At 65.1% G+C, this 16521-nt stretch carries 14 protein-coding genes; 2 read left to right on the top strand and 12 right to left on the bottom strand.

The features are described from left to right. Window positions 1–43: 43 nt before the first annotated feature. The 8 genes from tpx to IAE40_RS12670 all read right to left on the bottom strand — a co-directional run bounded on the left by tpx (window position 44) and on the right by IAE40_RS12670 (window position 9986). Window positions 44–544: a thiol peroxidase gene (gene tpx / locus IAE40_RS12705; RefSeq protein ID WP_054890816.1), complete on the bottom strand. Its 501-nt coding sequence runs from the start codon at window positions 542–544 to the stop codon at window positions 44–46. A gap of 124 nt (window positions 545–668) precedes the next feature. Next, window positions 669–1949 (bottom strand): serine/threonine transporter, encoded by a 1281-nt coding sequence (locus IAE40_RS12700; protein ID WP_054890817.1) that lies wholly within the window; start codon window positions 1947–1949, stop codon window positions 669–671. A 279-nt stretch (window positions 1950–2228) separates the two neighbouring features. Beyond that, a complete protein-coding gene (locus IAE40_RS12695; protein WP_065862743.1) occupies window positions 2229–3428 on the bottom strand; it encodes an amino acid aminotransferase in 1200 nt (399 codons plus the stop codon). 119 nt (window positions 3429–3547) lie between these two features. Beyond that, a complete protein-coding gene (locus IAE40_RS12690) occupies window positions 3548–4759 on the bottom strand; it encodes an acyl-CoA dehydrogenase family protein (protein ID WP_200603276.1) in 1212 nt (403 codons plus the stop codon). Between the two features lie 10 nt (window positions 4760–4769). Further along, a complete protein-coding gene (locus tag IAE40_RS12685; protein ID WP_200603275.1) occupies window positions 4770–6479 on the bottom strand; it encodes a dipeptide ABC transporter ATP-binding protein in 1710 nt (569 codons plus the stop codon). Next, entirely contained in the window at window positions 6476–7339 is an 864-nt protein-coding gene (locus IAE40_RS12680) for an ABC transporter permease (RefSeq protein WP_200603274.1), read from the bottom strand. The genes IAE40_RS12685 and IAE40_RS12680 overlap by 4 nt, the downstream gene beginning before the upstream one ends. Beyond that, complete coding sequence (locus IAE40_RS12675; RefSeq protein ID WP_200603273.1) at window positions 7336–8319, bottom strand: ABC transporter permease; 984 nt, start codon at window positions 8317–8319, stop codon at window positions 7336–7338. Before IAE40_RS12675 ends, IAE40_RS12680 begins: the two co-directional genes overlap by 4 nt. Further along, a complete protein-coding gene (locus IAE40_RS12670; RefSeq protein ID WP_200603272.1) occupies window positions 8316–9986 on the bottom strand; it encodes an ABC transporter substrate-binding protein in 1671 nt (556 codons plus the stop codon). Before IAE40_RS12670 ends, IAE40_RS12675 begins: the two co-directional genes overlap by 4 nt. Window positions 9987–10204: 218 nt before the next feature. On the opposite strand from IAE40_RS12670, the gene IAE40_RS12665 reads away from it, so the two are divergent. Then, complete coding sequence (locus IAE40_RS12665) at window positions 10205–10816, top strand: LysE family translocator (RefSeq protein ID WP_054890823.1); 612 nt, start codon at window positions 10205–10207, stop codon at window positions 10814–10816. Between the two features lie 49 nt (window positions 10817–10865). Here the strand turns inward: IAE40_RS12665 and IAE40_RS12660 are convergent, their stop codons facing one another. The 4 genes from IAE40_RS12660 to IAE40_RS12645 form a co-directional block, all read right to left on the bottom strand. Beyond that, complete coding sequence (locus IAE40_RS12660; RefSeq protein WP_153773796.1) at window positions 10866–13091, bottom strand: TonB-dependent siderophore receptor; 2226 nt, start codon at window positions 13089–13091, stop codon at window positions 10866–10868. 291 nt (window positions 13092–13382) lie between these two features. After that, complete coding sequence (locus IAE40_RS12655; protein WP_197891092.1) at window positions 13383–14597, bottom strand: YeeE/YedE family protein; 1215 nt, start codon at window positions 14595–14597, stop codon at window positions 13383–13385. A gap of 103 nt (window positions 14598–14700) precedes the next feature. Continuing rightward, complete coding sequence (ykgO, locus tag IAE40_RS12650; protein ID WP_200603271.1) at window positions 14701–14847, bottom strand: type B 50S ribosomal protein L36; 147 nt, start codon at window positions 14845–14847, stop codon at window positions 14701–14703. 88 nt (window positions 14848–14935) lie between these two features. Beyond that, the gene (locus tag IAE40_RS12645) at window positions 14936–15688 is read right to left on the bottom strand and encodes a methyltransferase domain-containing protein (RefSeq protein WP_200603270.1); all 753 of its coding nucleotides are present in this window, start codon (window positions 15686–15688) and stop codon (window positions 14936–14938) included. Between the two features lie 113 nt (window positions 15689–15801). Between IAE40_RS12645 and IAE40_RS12640 the strand changes: the two genes are divergently transcribed. Then, window positions 15802–16470: a class I SAM-dependent methyltransferase gene (locus IAE40_RS12640; RefSeq protein WP_197891088.1), complete on the top strand. Its 669-nt coding sequence runs from the start codon at window positions 15802–15804 to the stop codon at window positions 16468–16470. Window positions 16471–16521: the final 51 nt, after the last annotated feature.

Raw genomic sequence — 16521 nt, 5'->3', positions numbered from 1 at the left:
GTGTAAACCGCCAGGGCCGCGCGGGCGACCCTCTGGCCAGCGTTTACTTCAGAACAGCCAGAGCCGCCTCGTAGTTCGGCTCGTCGGCGATTTCCCCGACCAGCTCGGCGTGCAGCACCTTGTCGTTTTCATCCAGCACCACGACGGCGCGGGCGGTCAGGCCGGCCAGCGGGCCGTCGGCGATGGCAACGCCGTAGTTCTCGATGAACTCACGACCACGCAGGGTCGACAGGTTCTTTACATTCTCCAGGCCTTCGGCGCCGCAGAAGCGTGCCTGGGCGAACGGCAGGTCGGCCGAGATGCACAGCACCACGGTGTTGGCCAGATCATTGGCCTGGGCATTGAACTTGCGTACCGAGGTGGCGCAGGTCGGGGTGTCGACGCTCGGGAAGATGTTCAGCACCTTGCGCTTGCCGGCATAGTCCTTCAGCGACTTGTCGGCCAGGCCTTCGCCGACCAGGGAAAAGGCAGGCGCCTGGGCACCGACCTTGGGCAGCTCACCCTTGACCTGAACCGGGTTGCCTTTGAGAGTCACTTGAGCCATGGCAGAAATCCTTATACGGGGTTTGAAAAGGATTCCGAGTTAATCGCTTTTAGCGCCAGGCTGCAAGCTTCGAGCAACAGGCAGGCGCGGATTGCCGCGCGCCCGCCTGCGCTGTGCAACGGCCTCAGTTCAGCAGGCCGTAGACCACCGAGCTCAAGGCCACCAGGCCGATCGCCACGACGAAGAGGTTGGACATCGCACCGCTGTACTTGCGCATCGACGGCACACGGCGGATGGCGTACATCGGCATCAGGAACAGCAGCACCGCGAGGATCGGCCCGCCCAGCGACTCGATCATGCCCAGAATGCTCGGATTGAGCGTGGCGACGATCCAGCACACCACCAGCATCAGTGCCGCGACCACGCGGTCCAGGGTCTTGGCGCCCGGGCGCAGGCCGGTCTTGACGATGATGCCCTTGAGGCCTTCGCTGGCACCGATGTAGTGGCCCAGGAACGACTTGGCGATGGCGACGAAAGCGATCAGCGGCGCAGCAAAGGCGATGGCCGGATTGCTGAAGTGGTTGGCCAGGTACGACAGGATCGACAGGTTCTGCGCCTTGGCCTCGGCCAGTTGCGCGCTGCTCAGGGTCAGTACGCAGCTGAACACGAAGAACAGCACCATCACCACCATCAGCAGGTGGGCACGGGCCAGGATCTGCCCGCTGCGCTCATCGGCGTGGTCGCCATAGCGACGCTTCTGGTCGACCGCGAAGGCCGAGATGATCGGCGAGTGGTTGAACGAGAACACCATTACCGGGATCGCCAGCCACAGGGTGTGCACGAACGCCGAGCCAGACGGCAACTGGCCAGCAGTATCGAGAATGCCACCATTCCAGTGCGGCACCAGGTACAAGGCCAGCAGCGCCAGGGCGACGATGAAGGGATACACCAGCAGGCTCATGACCTTGACCGTGGCCTGTTCACCGCAGCGCACGATGGCCAGCAGGCCGAGGATCAGCACGAACGAGAGGATCGCCCGGGGCGGTGGCGTCATGTGCAATTGATGCTCCATGAAGCTTGCGACCGTGTTGGTCAGCGCCACGCTGTAGATCAGCAGGATCGGGAAGATGGCAAAGAAATACAGCACGGTGATCAGTGCACCGGCAGTGATGCCGAAATGCTCCTCGACCACCTCGGTGATATCGCCGCCCTTGCTGCCGGACAGCACGAAGCGGGTCAGCGCACGGTGTGCGTAGTAGGTCATGGGGAAGGCCAGCACGGCCAGGATCAGCAGCGGCCAGAAACCGCCGAGGCCGGCGTTGATCGGCAGGAACAGCGTACCTGCGCCGATGGCCGTGCCGAACAGGCCCAGCATCCAGGTGGTGTCTTGACGCGACCAGCTACCGAGGGTGGCTTGTTGGGTCGATTCGAAGCGTTGTTCAACGCTTTGGGCCTGCTCATTCATTCCGGGTGCAACTCCACTCGCAAGACTGCAACAGGCTGAGAGTGGCGAAATAGAAGCCTCACGCCACCTCAACCGAAAAAGAGGGGCGCGATTGTGCACTGAATAGGTGCTGTTGCGAAGCCCCGTCCGAGGGACGGCACCTGTTTTGGGAAAAGTAAGCGGATGATGGTGGGAGCGGCGGTTCGCCGCTGCGACTTGCCCGCGAAGGCGTCGGTAATCTCACGTCTTCATTCGCAGGCAAGCCCGCTCCCACAGCCCAGGCATGCCTGGGCCGGCGGATCAGCCCTGTTGCACCGCCGCGAATGCCTCGGCGACACGCTGCAGGTTGTCCGGACGCAGGCCCGCCATGCACACCCGGCCGCTGTCGATGATGTACACACCGAACTCGTCACGCAGGCGACGTGCCTGCTCGGCACTGAAGCCTGTGTAGCTGAACATGCCGCGCTGGCGCAGGAAGAACTGGAAGTCCTGGCCTGGCAATTGCTTGGCCAGTGCATCGACCAGCCCTTGGCGCATGTCGAGGATACGCTTGCGCATGGTCTCGACTTCCGCCTGCCACTGGGCGTTCAGGCCGGCATCGCCGAGCACTCCAGCGACCAGCAGTGCACCATGGCTGGGTGGACTGGAGTAGTTGCGGCGCACGGTAGCCTTGAGCTGACCCAGTACGCTCTGGGCGGTTTGCGCGTCATCGCTGACCACCGACAGCCCCCCTACCCGCTCGCCGTACAGCGAGAAGATCTTGGAGAACGAGTTGCTGACCAGGCACGGCACACCGGCACGGGCCATTTCCCGGATGGCATAGGCGTCTTCGGCCAGGCCTTCGCCGAAGCCTTGGTAGGCGATGTCGAGGAACGGGATCAGCTCACGCGCCTTGACCACCTCGACCACTTGCTGCCACTGGCTCTGGCTCAGGTCGACGCCGGTGGGGTTGTGGCAGCACGGGTGCAGCAGGACGATGCTGTGCTTGGCCAAGGTTTGCAGGCTTGCCAGCATGCCATCGAAGTCCAGGCCGCGGGTGGCCTGGTCGAAGTACGGGTAGGTGTGCACCTTGAAGCCCGCGCCTTCGAAGATCGCGCGATGGTTGTCCCAGGTCGGATTGCTGACCCACACCTCGGACTGCGGGAAGTAGCGCTTGAGGAAGTCGGCACCGACTTTCAACGCTCCCGAGCCACCCACGGTCTGCACAGTGGCGACACGCCCGCCGGTCACGGCCGGGTGGTCGGCACCGAACAGCAGTGCCTGGATCGCCTGGCGGTAGCTGGCCAGGCCCTCCATGGGCAGGTAGAGCGAGGCTTCATGCGGCTGGCCGGCCAGGCGTTCCTCGACCTGGCCTACCGATGGCAGCTGCGGCACCACACCGGCTTCGTCGTAGTACAGGCCGATACTCAGGTTGACCTTGTCGGCACGGGGATCGACCTTGAAGGCTTCCATCAACGAGAGAATCGGGTCGCCGGCATAGGCATCGACATGTTTGAACACAGCGTGCAGCTCCTTGGATCAGGACAGTTCGGAAAGGCTTCCCCGAGCATACCTGCAGTGGCGCGCAAGGAACATCATTGAATGTGCAAGCTGTGAGTGCAGGTTTGCATAGCGCCTCCTCAGAACAACCCCGACACCGGTGGGCGGGTGCCCTTGAGCTGCCAGGCCCCGACCACCGCCGCCTTCCACTGCCGTGGATTGTGGTTGGCCACGGTACGGGCATTGCGCCAATGGCGGTCGAGATTGTGCGCGCGCCCGGTGGTCGAGGCGCCGCCGACGTCGAACAGCGTCTCGGCCGCTTTGAGCGCAAGTTCTGCGACCAGGTACTGGGCCTGCGCCACCTCGAGGGCAGCCTGCTCCACCAATGCCTCGTCCAACTGCGCCGCCCAGGCCCGGTCGATCGTGGCGGCCGCCTTCAGCACCAGCGCCTCGGCGCCGTAGGCGCGCGCTGCGATATCGCCCACGCTCAGTTCCACATAGGGGTCGTCCACCGAACGACTGGCCGTGCTGTGCTTGATCGGCCGGGCATGCTCGCGAGCGAAGCGGGTGGCATCGTCCAGCACATTGCGGGCGATCCCGGCCAGCACGGTGCCCAGGAACAGTTGCAGGAACGGCGTCACCAGCGTACGCCGGCCCTCCTCCACGGTACGCGTGCGCAGTTCGCTCTCCTCCACCCGCACATTGCGCAGGTGCGTGGTGCCGCTGGCGGTCAGGCGCTGGCCCATGGCATCGAAATCATCGACCAGCTCCAGGCCGTCGCGATCACGCGGGAGGATGAACGACACCGGTTGCTCGTCCTCATCCAGCGCCACCGCGCTGACATAGTCGGCGAACAACGCTCCGGTGCTATAGAACTTGCTGCCATTGGCGCGATAGTGGTCACCCTCGCGGACCAGCCTTGCAGCGATGGCACCATTGGCGCCGCCGAGTTCCCAGCCGGCATTGCCGATCACCGCGCCTTGCAGGTAGCGCGCGAACCAGCGCTCGCGCTCCTGTTCGGCATCCTCTGCGCTCGACACCAGCAGGCCCTCGACAAAGGCGAAACCCGGGCGCAGGGCCTGGGCAACGTTGGAATCGGCCGAGGCGATCTTCAGCAGCAGCTCGATGACATCGCTCACCGTGCCACCGGGCCCACCATAACGGGTCGGAATACGCACGGTGTAGAGCCCGGCGGCAGCCAGTTGGGCGATGGCCTCGAACGGCAGTTGGCGCTCGCGCTCGCGTTCGGCGGCACCGGCGGCGATGTGTGGCAGCAGCGCATCGATGCGCGTCTTCAAGGCCTCGACGCTGGCGGCGGGAGCCTGGGAGGGGAAACGTTGGAAGGTGGTCATGGGGCAATCCTTAAATGGCGATTTTCCAGAGGCGTGACTCATCGAACAGGTCGAAGGCTTCGTGTTCCAGGTCCAGCGGCGGCACCACCAGCTCGGCGCCGCTGCCCGGCAGGCGCGGCACCGAGCCGAGCAGACGGCGGGTGTATTCGTGGGCAGGCTGCTCGAACAACTGCTCGACCGGCGCGTGCTCGACCACCTGGCCATGGCGCATCACCAGCACGTCATCGCTGACATGGCGAATCACGCCCAGGTCGTGGGAGATGAACAGATAGGCCAGGCCCAAGGTGTCCTGCAGGTCGGCCAGCAGGTCGAGTACCTGGGCCTGCACCGACACGTCCAGCGCCGACACCGGCTCGTCGCAGATGATCAGCTTCGGCTCGCTGGCGATGGCGCGGGCGATCGCCACACGCTGGCGCTGGCCGCCGGAGAGCTGCAACGGGCGGCGGCTGGCCAGGCTGGCCGGCAGGCGCACCTGCTCGAGCAGCACATGAATGCGCGCCGGACGCGCCGCAGCCTCGAAGCCCGCCACCTGCAAGGCATCATCGAGGATCTGTGCCACGGTCCAGCGCGGGTCGAACGAACCCAGCGGATCCTGGTAGATCACACTGATCTGCTGGCGCAGCGGGCGGCGGCTGGCTTCGCTGACGGTATTGCCCGGGCGGTTCCATGGCTGGCCGCGATACAGCACCTCGCCCTGGTCCGGTTGCAGCAGTCCGAGGGCGATGCGCGCAACCGTGGTCTTGCCCGAGCCGGACTCGCCGACGATGCCCAGGGTCTGCCCGGCGCGCAGGGTGAAGTCCACGCCCTGGACCACCTGACGCACCACGCCGTCAGGGCCGGTGTAACGCTTACCCAGGCCGTGGGCTTGCAGCAGCACCTCGCCAGGCACGGCGCTACGCGCTACTCCCTCGCCCGAACGCTCCGGCGACAGGCGGCTGCCACGCGGATGCTCCGCCGGCACCGCGGCCAACAGCGCCTGGGTATAGGGATGCCGTGGCTGGCGCAGCACCTGCTGCATCGGCCCCTGCTCCACCACCTCGCCATGGCGCAGCACCACGACCTCATCGGCCAGTTGCGCAACCACCGCCAGGTCATGACTGATGATCAGCAGCGATGCACCCCGCGCTTTGATCTGCTGGAACACTTCAAGAATCTGCGCCTGGACCGTGGCATCGAGCGCAGTGGTGGGTTCATCGGCGATCACCAGCGCCGGATCCAGTGCCAGCGCACTGGCGATCAGCGCCCGCTGGCGCAGCCCTCCAGAAAGCTGGCCTGGCCGCTGCCGCGCACGCAACGCCACGTCCGGCACCCCGACCCGTTCGAGCAGCGTCAGTACGCGCGCAGCGCGCTGCGCCCGATCTCCATAGCCATGGGTCTGCAACACCTCGAGGATTTCCTTGCCCACAGGCCGCAGCGGGTCGAGCGACACCAGCGCATCCTGCAGCACGAAGCCGATATCCTTGCCACGCACCGCACGCCACTGACGCTCGCTCAGGGCCAGCAGGTCGCGACCGGCAAAGCCCAAGGTGCGCGCGGTCACCTCGCCACGCGCACCCACCAACCCCACCAGGCTGCGGGCGCTGACGCTCTTGCCCGAGCCAGACTCCCCCACCAGGGCCACACAGCGACCCGGCGCCAGGGTGAAAGACAGTTCACGCACCACGCTGCGGCCTTCGAACGTCACGTTCAGGCCCTCGACGATCAAGGTCTTGTCGCTCATGGCAGGCGGCCCTCCAGGCGGTGTTGAAGGTAGCGGCCGGCCGCGGTGGTCGCCAACGTGGTGAGCACGATGAACAGGCCGGGGAAAAAGGTCAGCCACCAGGCGCTGGCGATGAAATCGCGGCCCATCGACAGCATGGTGCCCCACTCAGGTGCAGGTGGTCGGGCACCAAGCCCCAGGAAACTCAGGGCAGATGCCCAGACAATGGCTTGACCGACGCCCATGGTCAGGGTCACCACCAACGGGCGCATGGCATTGGGCAATAACTGACGCAGGACAATGCGTGCGGTCGGGTGCCCCAGCGCCCGCGCCGCTTCGATATAGCCCGAATTGCGCACCGCCAGCACCTGGCCGCGGACCATCCGCGCGTAGCCAGGTGCCCCACCCAGACCGGTGGCGATGATCAGTGGGCCGACACCGCTGCCGAACACCGCCACGAACAGCAGCGCCAGCACCAGGCTGGGAAAGGCGAACAGCACCTCCAGCAGCCAGCCCACGCCACGGTCCACCCGCGCCCCGCCCAATCCGCCGAGCAGCCCGAGGCTGACGGCGATGGCCATCGACAGCAAGGTGGCCGCCACGCCGATCAGCAGGCTCTGACGCGCGCCGTGGACGATACGCGCGAAGATGTCGCGCCCCGACTGGTCGGTGCCCAGCCAGTGCGTCCAGTTCGGTGCCTGGAACGCCTCACGAGGCACGATCGCCAAGGGGTCGATGCGAGTGAACAGCCCCGGCGCCAGCGCCGCCAGCAATAGCGCCAGCAGGAACAGGATCGCCAGGCTCGCCCCCAGCGGCGGCCAGGGCAAACGCACTTGTCGACGCACTGGCGTCTGGCTGTGTTCAAGAATCAGGTCGCTCATGCGCTCGTCTCCTGTTGGCGTGGGTCGATCCATTGATAGAGCAGGTCCACGAGAACGTTGGCCAGCACGTAGGCAGCAGCCACCACCAGGGTGATGCCGATCACCAACGGCAAATCCTGCAGTTGCACCGCCTGGTACAACTGACGGCCCACGCCCTTGCGCGAGAAGATCACTTCGCACACCACCGCCCCGCTGATCAGCGCACCGATGGCCCAGCCCGACAGCGACACGCCCGGCAGCAGGGCGTGGCGCAGCGCATGCCGGAAGCGCACCGCCAGGTCGCTCAGGCCACGGCTGCGGGCGCTGAGAATGAAGGGCTGATCGAGGGTCAGCTCGAGTGATTCCCGGGTCACCTGGGCGATGAACCCTGCCAACGGAATGGCGAGGGAGAATGCCGGCAGCACGAGGCTTGCGAGGCTGTCGCTGCCCGCCGGCGGGAACCAGCGCAAGCCGAAGGCGAATACCGCCAGCAGCACCACCCCCAGCCAGAAGTGCGGCAAGGCGGCGCTGAGGGTTTCGGCCAGCGAGGCGAGTCCGCCGATGAGCCGGCCCCGGCCAGCCGTGACCACCGTCAACAGCAGCACCAGCAACCAGGCCAGCACCAGTGCGGCGAACGTCAGCTCGAGGGTTGCCCCGGCCTGTTCCGCCAGCACGCGGGTCACAGGCTGGTGCTGGGAATAGGACTGGCCCAGGTCGCCCTGCACCAGACGCCCGAGATACAGCGCGTATTGCACCGGCAACGGTTTATCCAGGCCGTACTCGCGCCGGGTTGCCTCGATGGCCTCCGGCGTCGGGTTGCCGGTGGTGCCACCGAGAATCGCCAGCACCGGGTCACCCGGCATCAGACGCAGGGCGAAGAACGTCAGGGTCGCCACCGCCCACAGCACCAGCAGGCCACCGCCCAGGCGAATAGCGGCGCGGCGTCCGAGCGCACGCAGGCGCTCGCGGCGGGGATCGGTCAGGGTCGTCGCTTCACTCATTTGCTCACCCATGCGTCATAGAGGTAGGTCACCGCCAGCGAGGGCTCCAGGCGCACGCCGTGGGCCGTCTTGTAGAGACCCAGCCGGGTGCTCTGCGGGTAAGTGGTCAATTGCAGGTACTGGCTGGCGGCCTGTTGCTGAGCCTTGAAGTACAGCGCCCGACGGCGCTCCGGGTCCTGGGTGGCGAGGGCGTCGTCGAGCAACGCGTCGAAGCCCGGATCGGCGAAGCCCGAGGAGTTCTGGTGATAGCCGCCGACGCCTGCCGGCTGGACGAACGCCGAGCCAAAGATGATGCGCAGCACATCCGGGGTGTTGGTATTCCAGTAGCCGGTGCGGATGTCGTAGTCCCAGGCGGCCTGGCGCGCGGTGACCTGGGCGTCGCTCATCTGGTCGATCACCAGCTCCAGGCCGGCCTGACGGGTGGTGGCCTGCACCTGCTCCCAGAGGGTCAGCTCCGAAGGCGGTGTACGCGCGCCGATCAGCACCACCGCGCTCAGGCGCTTGCCATTGCGTGTGCGGTAACCCTGCGCATCACGCCCGGTCCAGCCTGCGTCATCGAGCAATCGGGCGGCGCGCTGCGGATCGTAGTCCTGGCTGCGCTCGAACTCGCCGCTGTAGAACGGCGTGGCCACGCTGAGCGGGCCGCCGGCTCGCGGAAACTCGCCGAAGTACACACTCTTGAGCGCACCTTCGATATCGGCGCTGCGCACGAAAGCTTCGCGCACACGGATATCATCGAAGGGCGCCCGGCGCAGGTTGAACGTGCCGTTAGTGGGGTTGCCGGGGCGCTGGGCGATGATCAGCTCGACATCCGGGTTGCGCCGCGCCGCCTCGTGCGACTCGGGCGGTACGCTCTCGATCACGTCCACCTCACCGGCCTGCAGCGAGGCGAAACGCACCGAAGGTTCCTGGATGAACTTCCACACGATGCGCTCGAGATACGCCGGGCCCTGGTGCCTGGCAGTCGGCGGCGCCCAGTTGTAGTCGGCATTGCGCACCAGCTCGACCTGGTTCTGCCGGTCCCAGCGCAGCACCTTGAATGGCCCGCTGCCCACCGGACTTTCGCAGTTCTCGTCACGGCTGCGCTTGAGCGCGGTGGGTGACTGGATACCGAGAAAGCCTTGGGCGAGCACTTCGAGGAAGGCGGCGTAAGGCGTGGCCAGGTGCACCACGGCAGTGTATTCGTCGACGATGTCGGTGCCGCGATACTGGCGGATATAGCCGCCTGCGGTGCTGGACTGGGTCTTGGGGTCGGCCATGTGGTCGAGATTGGCCTTGACCGCCTGGGCATTGAACGGCGTGCCGTCGGTGAAATGCACGTCGTGGCGCAGGTGGAAGGTGTAGCTCAGGCCATCGGCGGACGCCTCCCAGCGCTCGGCCAGCCAAGGGCCGATACGGCCGTCGCTGTCCATCGACACCAGCGAATCCAGGTACTGCTGAGCCACGAACACTTGCGGCATGTCACCCGCCACATGCGGGTCCAGGCAGGTGGGCTCGCGGTCGGTGGCATAGACCAGGGTTCCGCCGCGCACCGGCTGGTCGCTATGGGTCATGACCTGCTCGGCACGCTCGCAGCCGACCAGCGCCAGCACGGCACAGAGCGGGATCAAGGGGAAGTTGAGTCGGTTCAAGGGCGCTCCTGCGGATGACTGGGCATGCAGGGGCATTTGCAGGAGTTGTGCCGGGTTTCAACCCCCTGATTTTGCTGGGATTTGCCAAATACGCGGTGATCGATGGCGGGCAAAGTGTGCGCAGGGTGTTGGCAAGCCAACAGTTGAACTGTCAGATCATACCCATGCATAAAGACAAGCGGCCCTATACTCCGCACTCACAGGGCCGCTTCCGCGCAGCGGGCCCGCCGCCCCTTCTCCTACAAGGCGTTCTCATGGCACTCGACACCTGGTTCATCTACCTGCTGGCAAGCATCGGCCTGTCACTGACCCCGGGGCCGAACAGTTTGCTGGCCCTCACTCATGGCGCCCGCTACGGCGCGCGGCGAACGCTGTTCACCATCCTCGGCGGCATGTGTGGTTTCAGCGCCCTGATCGCCCTGGCGATGTTCGGGCTGAGCGCACTGCTGCAAACGTCGGGTTCCGTGCTGCAAGTGCTCAAGTGGGTCGGCGGCGCCTATCTGCTGTGGCTCGGCATCCAGCTCTGGCGGGCCCCACCCTTGCACCTGGACCTGGCCCAGGGCCAGACCCGGCTGGGAAATGCCGGCTTGTTCCGCCAGGGTTTGCTGTCGGCGCTGTCCAACCCGAAAGTGCTGCTGTTCTATGGCGCCTTTTTGCCACAGTTCATCGACCCGCAACGCGGCCTGGCCTTGCAGTTCATCGTGATGGCGGCGACGTTCGCCTGCGTGGAATGCCTGGTCGAATACCTGCTGGCACGCCTGGCCGGTCGCATCAGGCCGTGGTTGGCCAAGGGCGGCAAGGGTTTCAACCGCTGCTGCGGCGCGCTGTTCGCGATGATCGCGGTGGCGTTGCCGCTGGGGCGCTGAGCCTGGCCTGCGAGCGCGTGCGTGCGCATCGCAGGCCAGGCGCAAGACGCTACAACGACCAGTCCAGGCTGACCATCAGGGTGCGCGGTTCGCCGTTATAGACGCCGTTGTAGAACCCCAGGTTGTTGTAGTAGTGCTCGTCGAAGAGGTTCTTCACGTTCACCGAGGCCGACAGGTGTTCGTCGACCTGGTAGCGGGCCATCAGCCCGACCACCGAGAACGCCCGCTGGCTCATGCGGTCCCTGACGGTGATGATGCCACCCGATGCATTGCGCCCCACCGGGCGGTTGCCGACACCGAAGGTGTGGCTCTGCCAGTCGAGGGTGCCGCCCACGGTCAGTTTTGGCAGCACCTTGTAGGTGCTGGAGAAACGCACCAGATTCATCGGTCGGGCCGTGTCCTTGCGCGTCTTGTCGCCACGCAGCGCGTGGGTGTAGCTGTAGCCCAGGCTCATCTGCCAGTCCGCCATCACCTCGCCTGCCAACTCGGCCTCGAAGCCCTCGACCACCGCCCCCTTGCCACCGGACTTGTAGTACTGCTCACCGTTGGGGCCTGGCGGCACCGAGTCGTCGACCTCCGCAACGTTGTCCTGCTTGCTGCGGTACACCGCGGCGCTGAGGTTGGCCCGATCCTCGAACAGGCTGCCCTTCAACCCCAACTCGTAGACCTTGCCCACGACCGGGTCCAGGTACTTGTCGCTGATGTCCTTGTTGGTCTGCGGGTTGAAGATATCGGTGTAGCTGACATAGACCGTGAACTGCTCGTTGAGGTCGTAAAGCACACCGGCATAGGGCGTCCACTGGTCGTTCTGGGTCTGCTCGCTGCGGGAGATGTCGGTGACCGCCAGGTTGTCATCGTATGTCCAGGACTTGCTGGTGGTCTTCCAACTACCGTAGCGGCTGCCGAGGACCAGGTGCAGGCGATCGGTGGGATTGAGCCGGGTAGCGATGTAGCCGGCCTTCTGCTCGATGCGCGAGCGCGATTCATCCAGGCCAGTCTTGCGATCGTAGAACTTGGGAATCCCGCCCATGTATTTCCAGTCGGGGATGATCGCGTAGCCCTGCGGATCGTTGCGGCCGGTGTAGTACGGCGAGCTGTCGCGTCGCTCGGAGACCCCGTAGCCGATCATGAAGTCGTGGGTACGGCCCAGCAGCTGGTAGGGGCCTGCAAGGTTGAAGTCCACGGCATCCATCTGCTCCTCTCCGGAGAAATGACTGCTCCAGGCTTTCATGCCACTGCGGTCGGCCTCGGGGAAGCCATTGCCGCCGTAGTAGACCTTGCCGTCGCTGTCGCTCTGGCGGTGGGTGTAGGCCGCCTTGAGCAGCCAGTCGTTGCCCAGTTGCTGATCGAGGGTGGCGAACACCGTCTGGTCCTTCAGCGGCCAGGACGACCAGGGGGCCGCCAGGTTGGTCGAGCGCGGCAGGTTGGCCTTGCTGCCATCGGCGTTCCAGTAGGGCACGGTGCCCCAGCTGGAGCCCTGGACATGCTTGTTCTGGTAGTCGTAGCCGACCGCCAGCACCGTGCTGTCGGTAAGGTCGGCCTCGAGAATGCCGTAGGCCACCTCACGTTGGGTCTGGTAGTGGTCCATGTACGACTTGTTGTCGCGATAGGCCAGCACCGTGCGCCCACGCAAGCGCCCGTCCCAGCCCAACGGGCCGCCAACGTCCAGGTAGCTGTAGTAGTTGTCGAAACTGCCGGCACTGATGCCGGTCTTCACCGCCAGCTCATGGGTCGGGCGCTTGCGCACCATGGCGATGGTGCCGGAGGGATCACCCGCACCGGTGGTCAGGCCGGTAGCGCCACGCACCACCTCGATACGGTCATAGATGATGGTGTCGGAGTCGGACTTGAGCCCCGAGAAGGTGTTGAGCATTCCATCGATCTGGAAGTTGTTGATAGAGTAGCCGCGCGCATAGTACGTCGGTCGCTCGGAGTCGTTGCGCTGGACGGTCACGCCAGTGACGTGGCTCAGCGCTTCGGACAGGGTGTCGAGCTGGAAGTCGTCCAGCTGCTGGCGGGTCAGCACCGAGACCGATTGTGGGGTTTCCTTGATCGACAGGTTCAGGCGCGTGGCGGCGCTCATGCTGCCGGTGGTGTAGGAGCCGGTGTGCTCGGTGGTGCTGCCCAGGCCCTGGGCGAGGATTTCGGTGGAGCCGAGCTCCAGTACGCCTTCCTCGGAACGCTTTTCGCGCTCTTCGGCCAACCCTGCCGGGCTGATGACGGTGGCGCACAGACCCAGGGTCAGGGTCATGCTACGGCTGATGGGCGCGAACATCGCTGCCTTTCTCCTTGTTCGATTCGATGAAAGTCCTGAATACCGGTTGACCGGCATTCATATGACAACGAATCTCGTATGAGAATCATTATCGAATTGTCATCAAAACGAAAACAGAAGATCAGCTTGTAAGGTTCAGAGCCTTGGTCGGGCCGGAATTACCCACAAAATAAAACTATTAATATCAATAAGATAAGAAACATACATGAGGTAATTTATAGAAAAACCTCATGTAGTTTCTCAACAGTTGGCAGGCACCTATCGCTTACGCTGCAGTGCCCTGAAGGCGCCTCAGCAACCGGTCAGGGTCGCTGCGCGCCGCTCGCCAGCGAAGAACAGCGGCCGCAGTCGCACACCGATCAGGTTGCCGGTATAAGCCGCCACCAACCACAACCAGCCATGCACGCTGCCCGAGGCGATGCCGCTGAAATAGGCGCCGATGTTGCAGCCATAGGCCAGGCGCGAACCGTACCCCAGCAGCAGGCCACCGATCACCGCGGCGACCAGCGAACGCGTCGGGATCTTCAGGCTCGGCGCGAAGCGTCCAGCCAGGCCGGCGGCGAGCAAGGCGCCCAGCACGATCCCCAGGTCCATTACCGTGGTGATGTCCTGCCACAGCGGTGCAGCCAAGGCCTTGGCGTTGGCCGGCGCCTGCCAGAACACCCAGCTGCCCACATCCACGCCCAACCCGTTCAAGGTCTTGGCGCCCCACAAGGCGAAGGCCGAGGTAATGCCCCAGGGGCGTCCGGCCAGCGCCAGGGTGGCGTAATTGAGCAGCGCCAGCGCGATTGCGCCCCACACCAGCGGCCACGGCCCGCGCAGGAAACGACGCAGGCCTTGGTGCTCGCTGCCCACGGGCGCTTCCAGTGCGCCATGGCGACGCTTCTCCAGCACCACGGTGATCCAGGCGATCACCCCGAACAGTGCGAGGCTGACCACCAGCGCAGGCCCCATGCCCCAGGCCTGGACGATCGAGGTGGCCGGGAACGAGGGCAAGGCGAACCACCAGTCGGCATGGTGGGTCGCGGTGACCGAGCCGATGATGAAGAACAGCAGCGTCACCAGCATCCGCGCATTCCCGCCACCGACAGTGAACAGCGTGCCCGAGGCACAACCACCGCCCAGTTGCATGCCGATGCCGAAGATGAACGCGCCGAACACCACCGATACCCCGGCTGGGGCCACAAGACCGGTGACCGGGTTGCCGAACAAGCTGCCCGCCGACAGCGCCGGGAAGAACAGCAGGACCGCCAGCGCCAACATGACCATCTGCGCGCGCAAACCTGCGCCACGGCGTTCATTGATGAACACCCGCCAGGCCGAGGTAAAGCCAAAAGCGGCATGGTAGAGGGTCAGGCCCAGCGCCGCGCCGACCAACAGCAACAGCACCTGCTTGAAACCGGCATTGAGGTTGAGGAACCAGGCGCCTGCCAGCAGCAGGGCCAGGGCAATCAGCGGCGCGCCAAGGCGACGCGGCTCAGGTGTGACGGTAGCGGAAAAACCCATTGAAATACTCGGATTAACAGTCGAACGGGCGGCGAGTATACCGCCGCACATTCGCGGATGGGAGCAACCGTCTTGCTCACATCCTTGAAAGCAGACTTGCCGCTCAACCGCGCTTCTTCTTCACGCCACCCTGGCGCGCCTTGAAGCGCGGATTCGACTTGCAGATGACATAAAGGCGGCCGCGGCGCTTGACCACCTGGCAGTCGCGGTGGCGCATCTTGGCGTGCTTGAGGGATGACAAGACTTGCATAGTGATTCTCCGACAGGGCGTTTGATAACGTAATAACATTACATTAACGAGAATCATTAGCGATTGGCAAGCCCCCTCTCCTACTGCGTCAACGCTTGTTCGCCCACACCCCGAAGGCCATGTCGCCGATATAGATCCCCTGCGACTGCATGCGCTCGGCATCCAGCCGTGCCTGTAGCGTTTCGATCCCCACCTGACGCGCCGTGGCGATGCCGTGCTCGAGGATTCGTGGCAGGCACGCACGTATGATCGCTGCCAGCCCGTAGGGACTGTCCGGGGTCTGCAACAGGCATTCGGCGCGCAGGCTCTGCACCTGCAGTCCGGCTTCGGTGAGGATGCGATGCAGGTTGAAGCCGATATGCAGGTCCGCCCCTTCGTGGGCGAGCATGCGCTGCAGCCACTGCTGGGCACGGCGATGCAGCGGAAAAGGCGCCAGGCTTGCCGGGGTCAGGGTGCTGTCGTGTTCCTGGAACACCAGCACGCCACCAGGCAGCAACAGCCTGGACAACCTGCGCACGGCCAGGACGGCGTCTGGCTGGTACATCAGCACTCGCCGACCGACGATGGCATCGAACAGCCCCAGGGCTTCAGGCAAGCGATGCAGGTCACAGGCGACGAACTCGACCGGGGCATGGCCCGAAAAAGGCGAACGCTGGCGCGCCAGCTCAAGCGCGGCCAGAGACTGGTCGACGCCGACCACCGCCCCGTCAGGCCCGACCAACTCGGCGAGCAGCACGCTAACATCACCCGTTCCACAGCCGACATCCAGCACCCGCATGCCAGGGCCGACGCCAGCGTCTATCAGCAACCGGGTGGTGAAATCCGTCGTCGAAAGTGCCATGCGCTGCTCCTTGTTAAGGGAGGCCAGTGTGGCGGCGGCATGGGTCAATGCACAAGTATCGCGGCAGCGTTGCACTAGAATGCTGTTCATCGCCAATGTGAGCAGGCCAACCGATGCCCGATCCCACCACCCAGTTGCTGGACAGCTGGCAGCGCAATGCCGAGGCCTGGATCGAGGCCGTGCGCAGCGGCAGCATCGCCTCGCGCCGCCAGGTCACCGACCAGGCGATCTTGCTGGCGATCCTCGGCCGCCAGCCGGAGCGTGTGCTCGACCTCGGTTGTGGCGAGGGCTGGCTGCTGCGCGCCTTGGAAGGCCGGGGCATCGAGGCGGTGGGTGTCGACGGCGACAGGACCTTGGTCGAGTCGGCCAAGGCTGCAGGCTCAGCGCAGGTGCACCTGGCCAGCTACGCGCAACTGATTGGCGCCGAGGTGGAGATCGGTCGGGACTATTCGCTGATCTGTGCCAACTTCGCCCTGCTGCATCAGGACATCATCCCGCTGCTCGGCGCCTTGGCGCCAAGGCTGGCACACGACGGCGCACTGTTGATCCAGACCCTGCACCCGTGGAGTGCTGCCGCGGGCAACTATCAGGATGGCTGGCGGGTCGAGTCCTTTGCAGGCTTCGAGGGCAACTGGGAACCCATGCCCTGGTATTTCCGCACGCTGTCCAGCTGGCTTGCCGCACTGGACATGGCAGGCTTCAACCTGTGCACGCTGCAGGAGCCGCAACACCCCCAAAGCCCGGTGCCGCAGTCGCTGCTGCTGATCGCGCAACCCAAGTGAAACGCTTGCCGGCCCTGGGAGGGCTTGCCGCAACGCATTGCCCGCCCAACG

This window comes from Pseudomonas sp. S44 (genome assembly GCF_016624805.1).
In the GTDB taxonomy this organism is placed as follows: domain Bacteria; phylum Pseudomonadota; class Gammaproteobacteria; order Pseudomonadales; family Pseudomonadaceae; genus Aquipseudomonas; species Aquipseudomonas machongensis.
The sequence above is the reverse complement of the archived record's forward strand: the minus strand, read 5'-3'. Positions and strand labels throughout refer to the sequence as shown.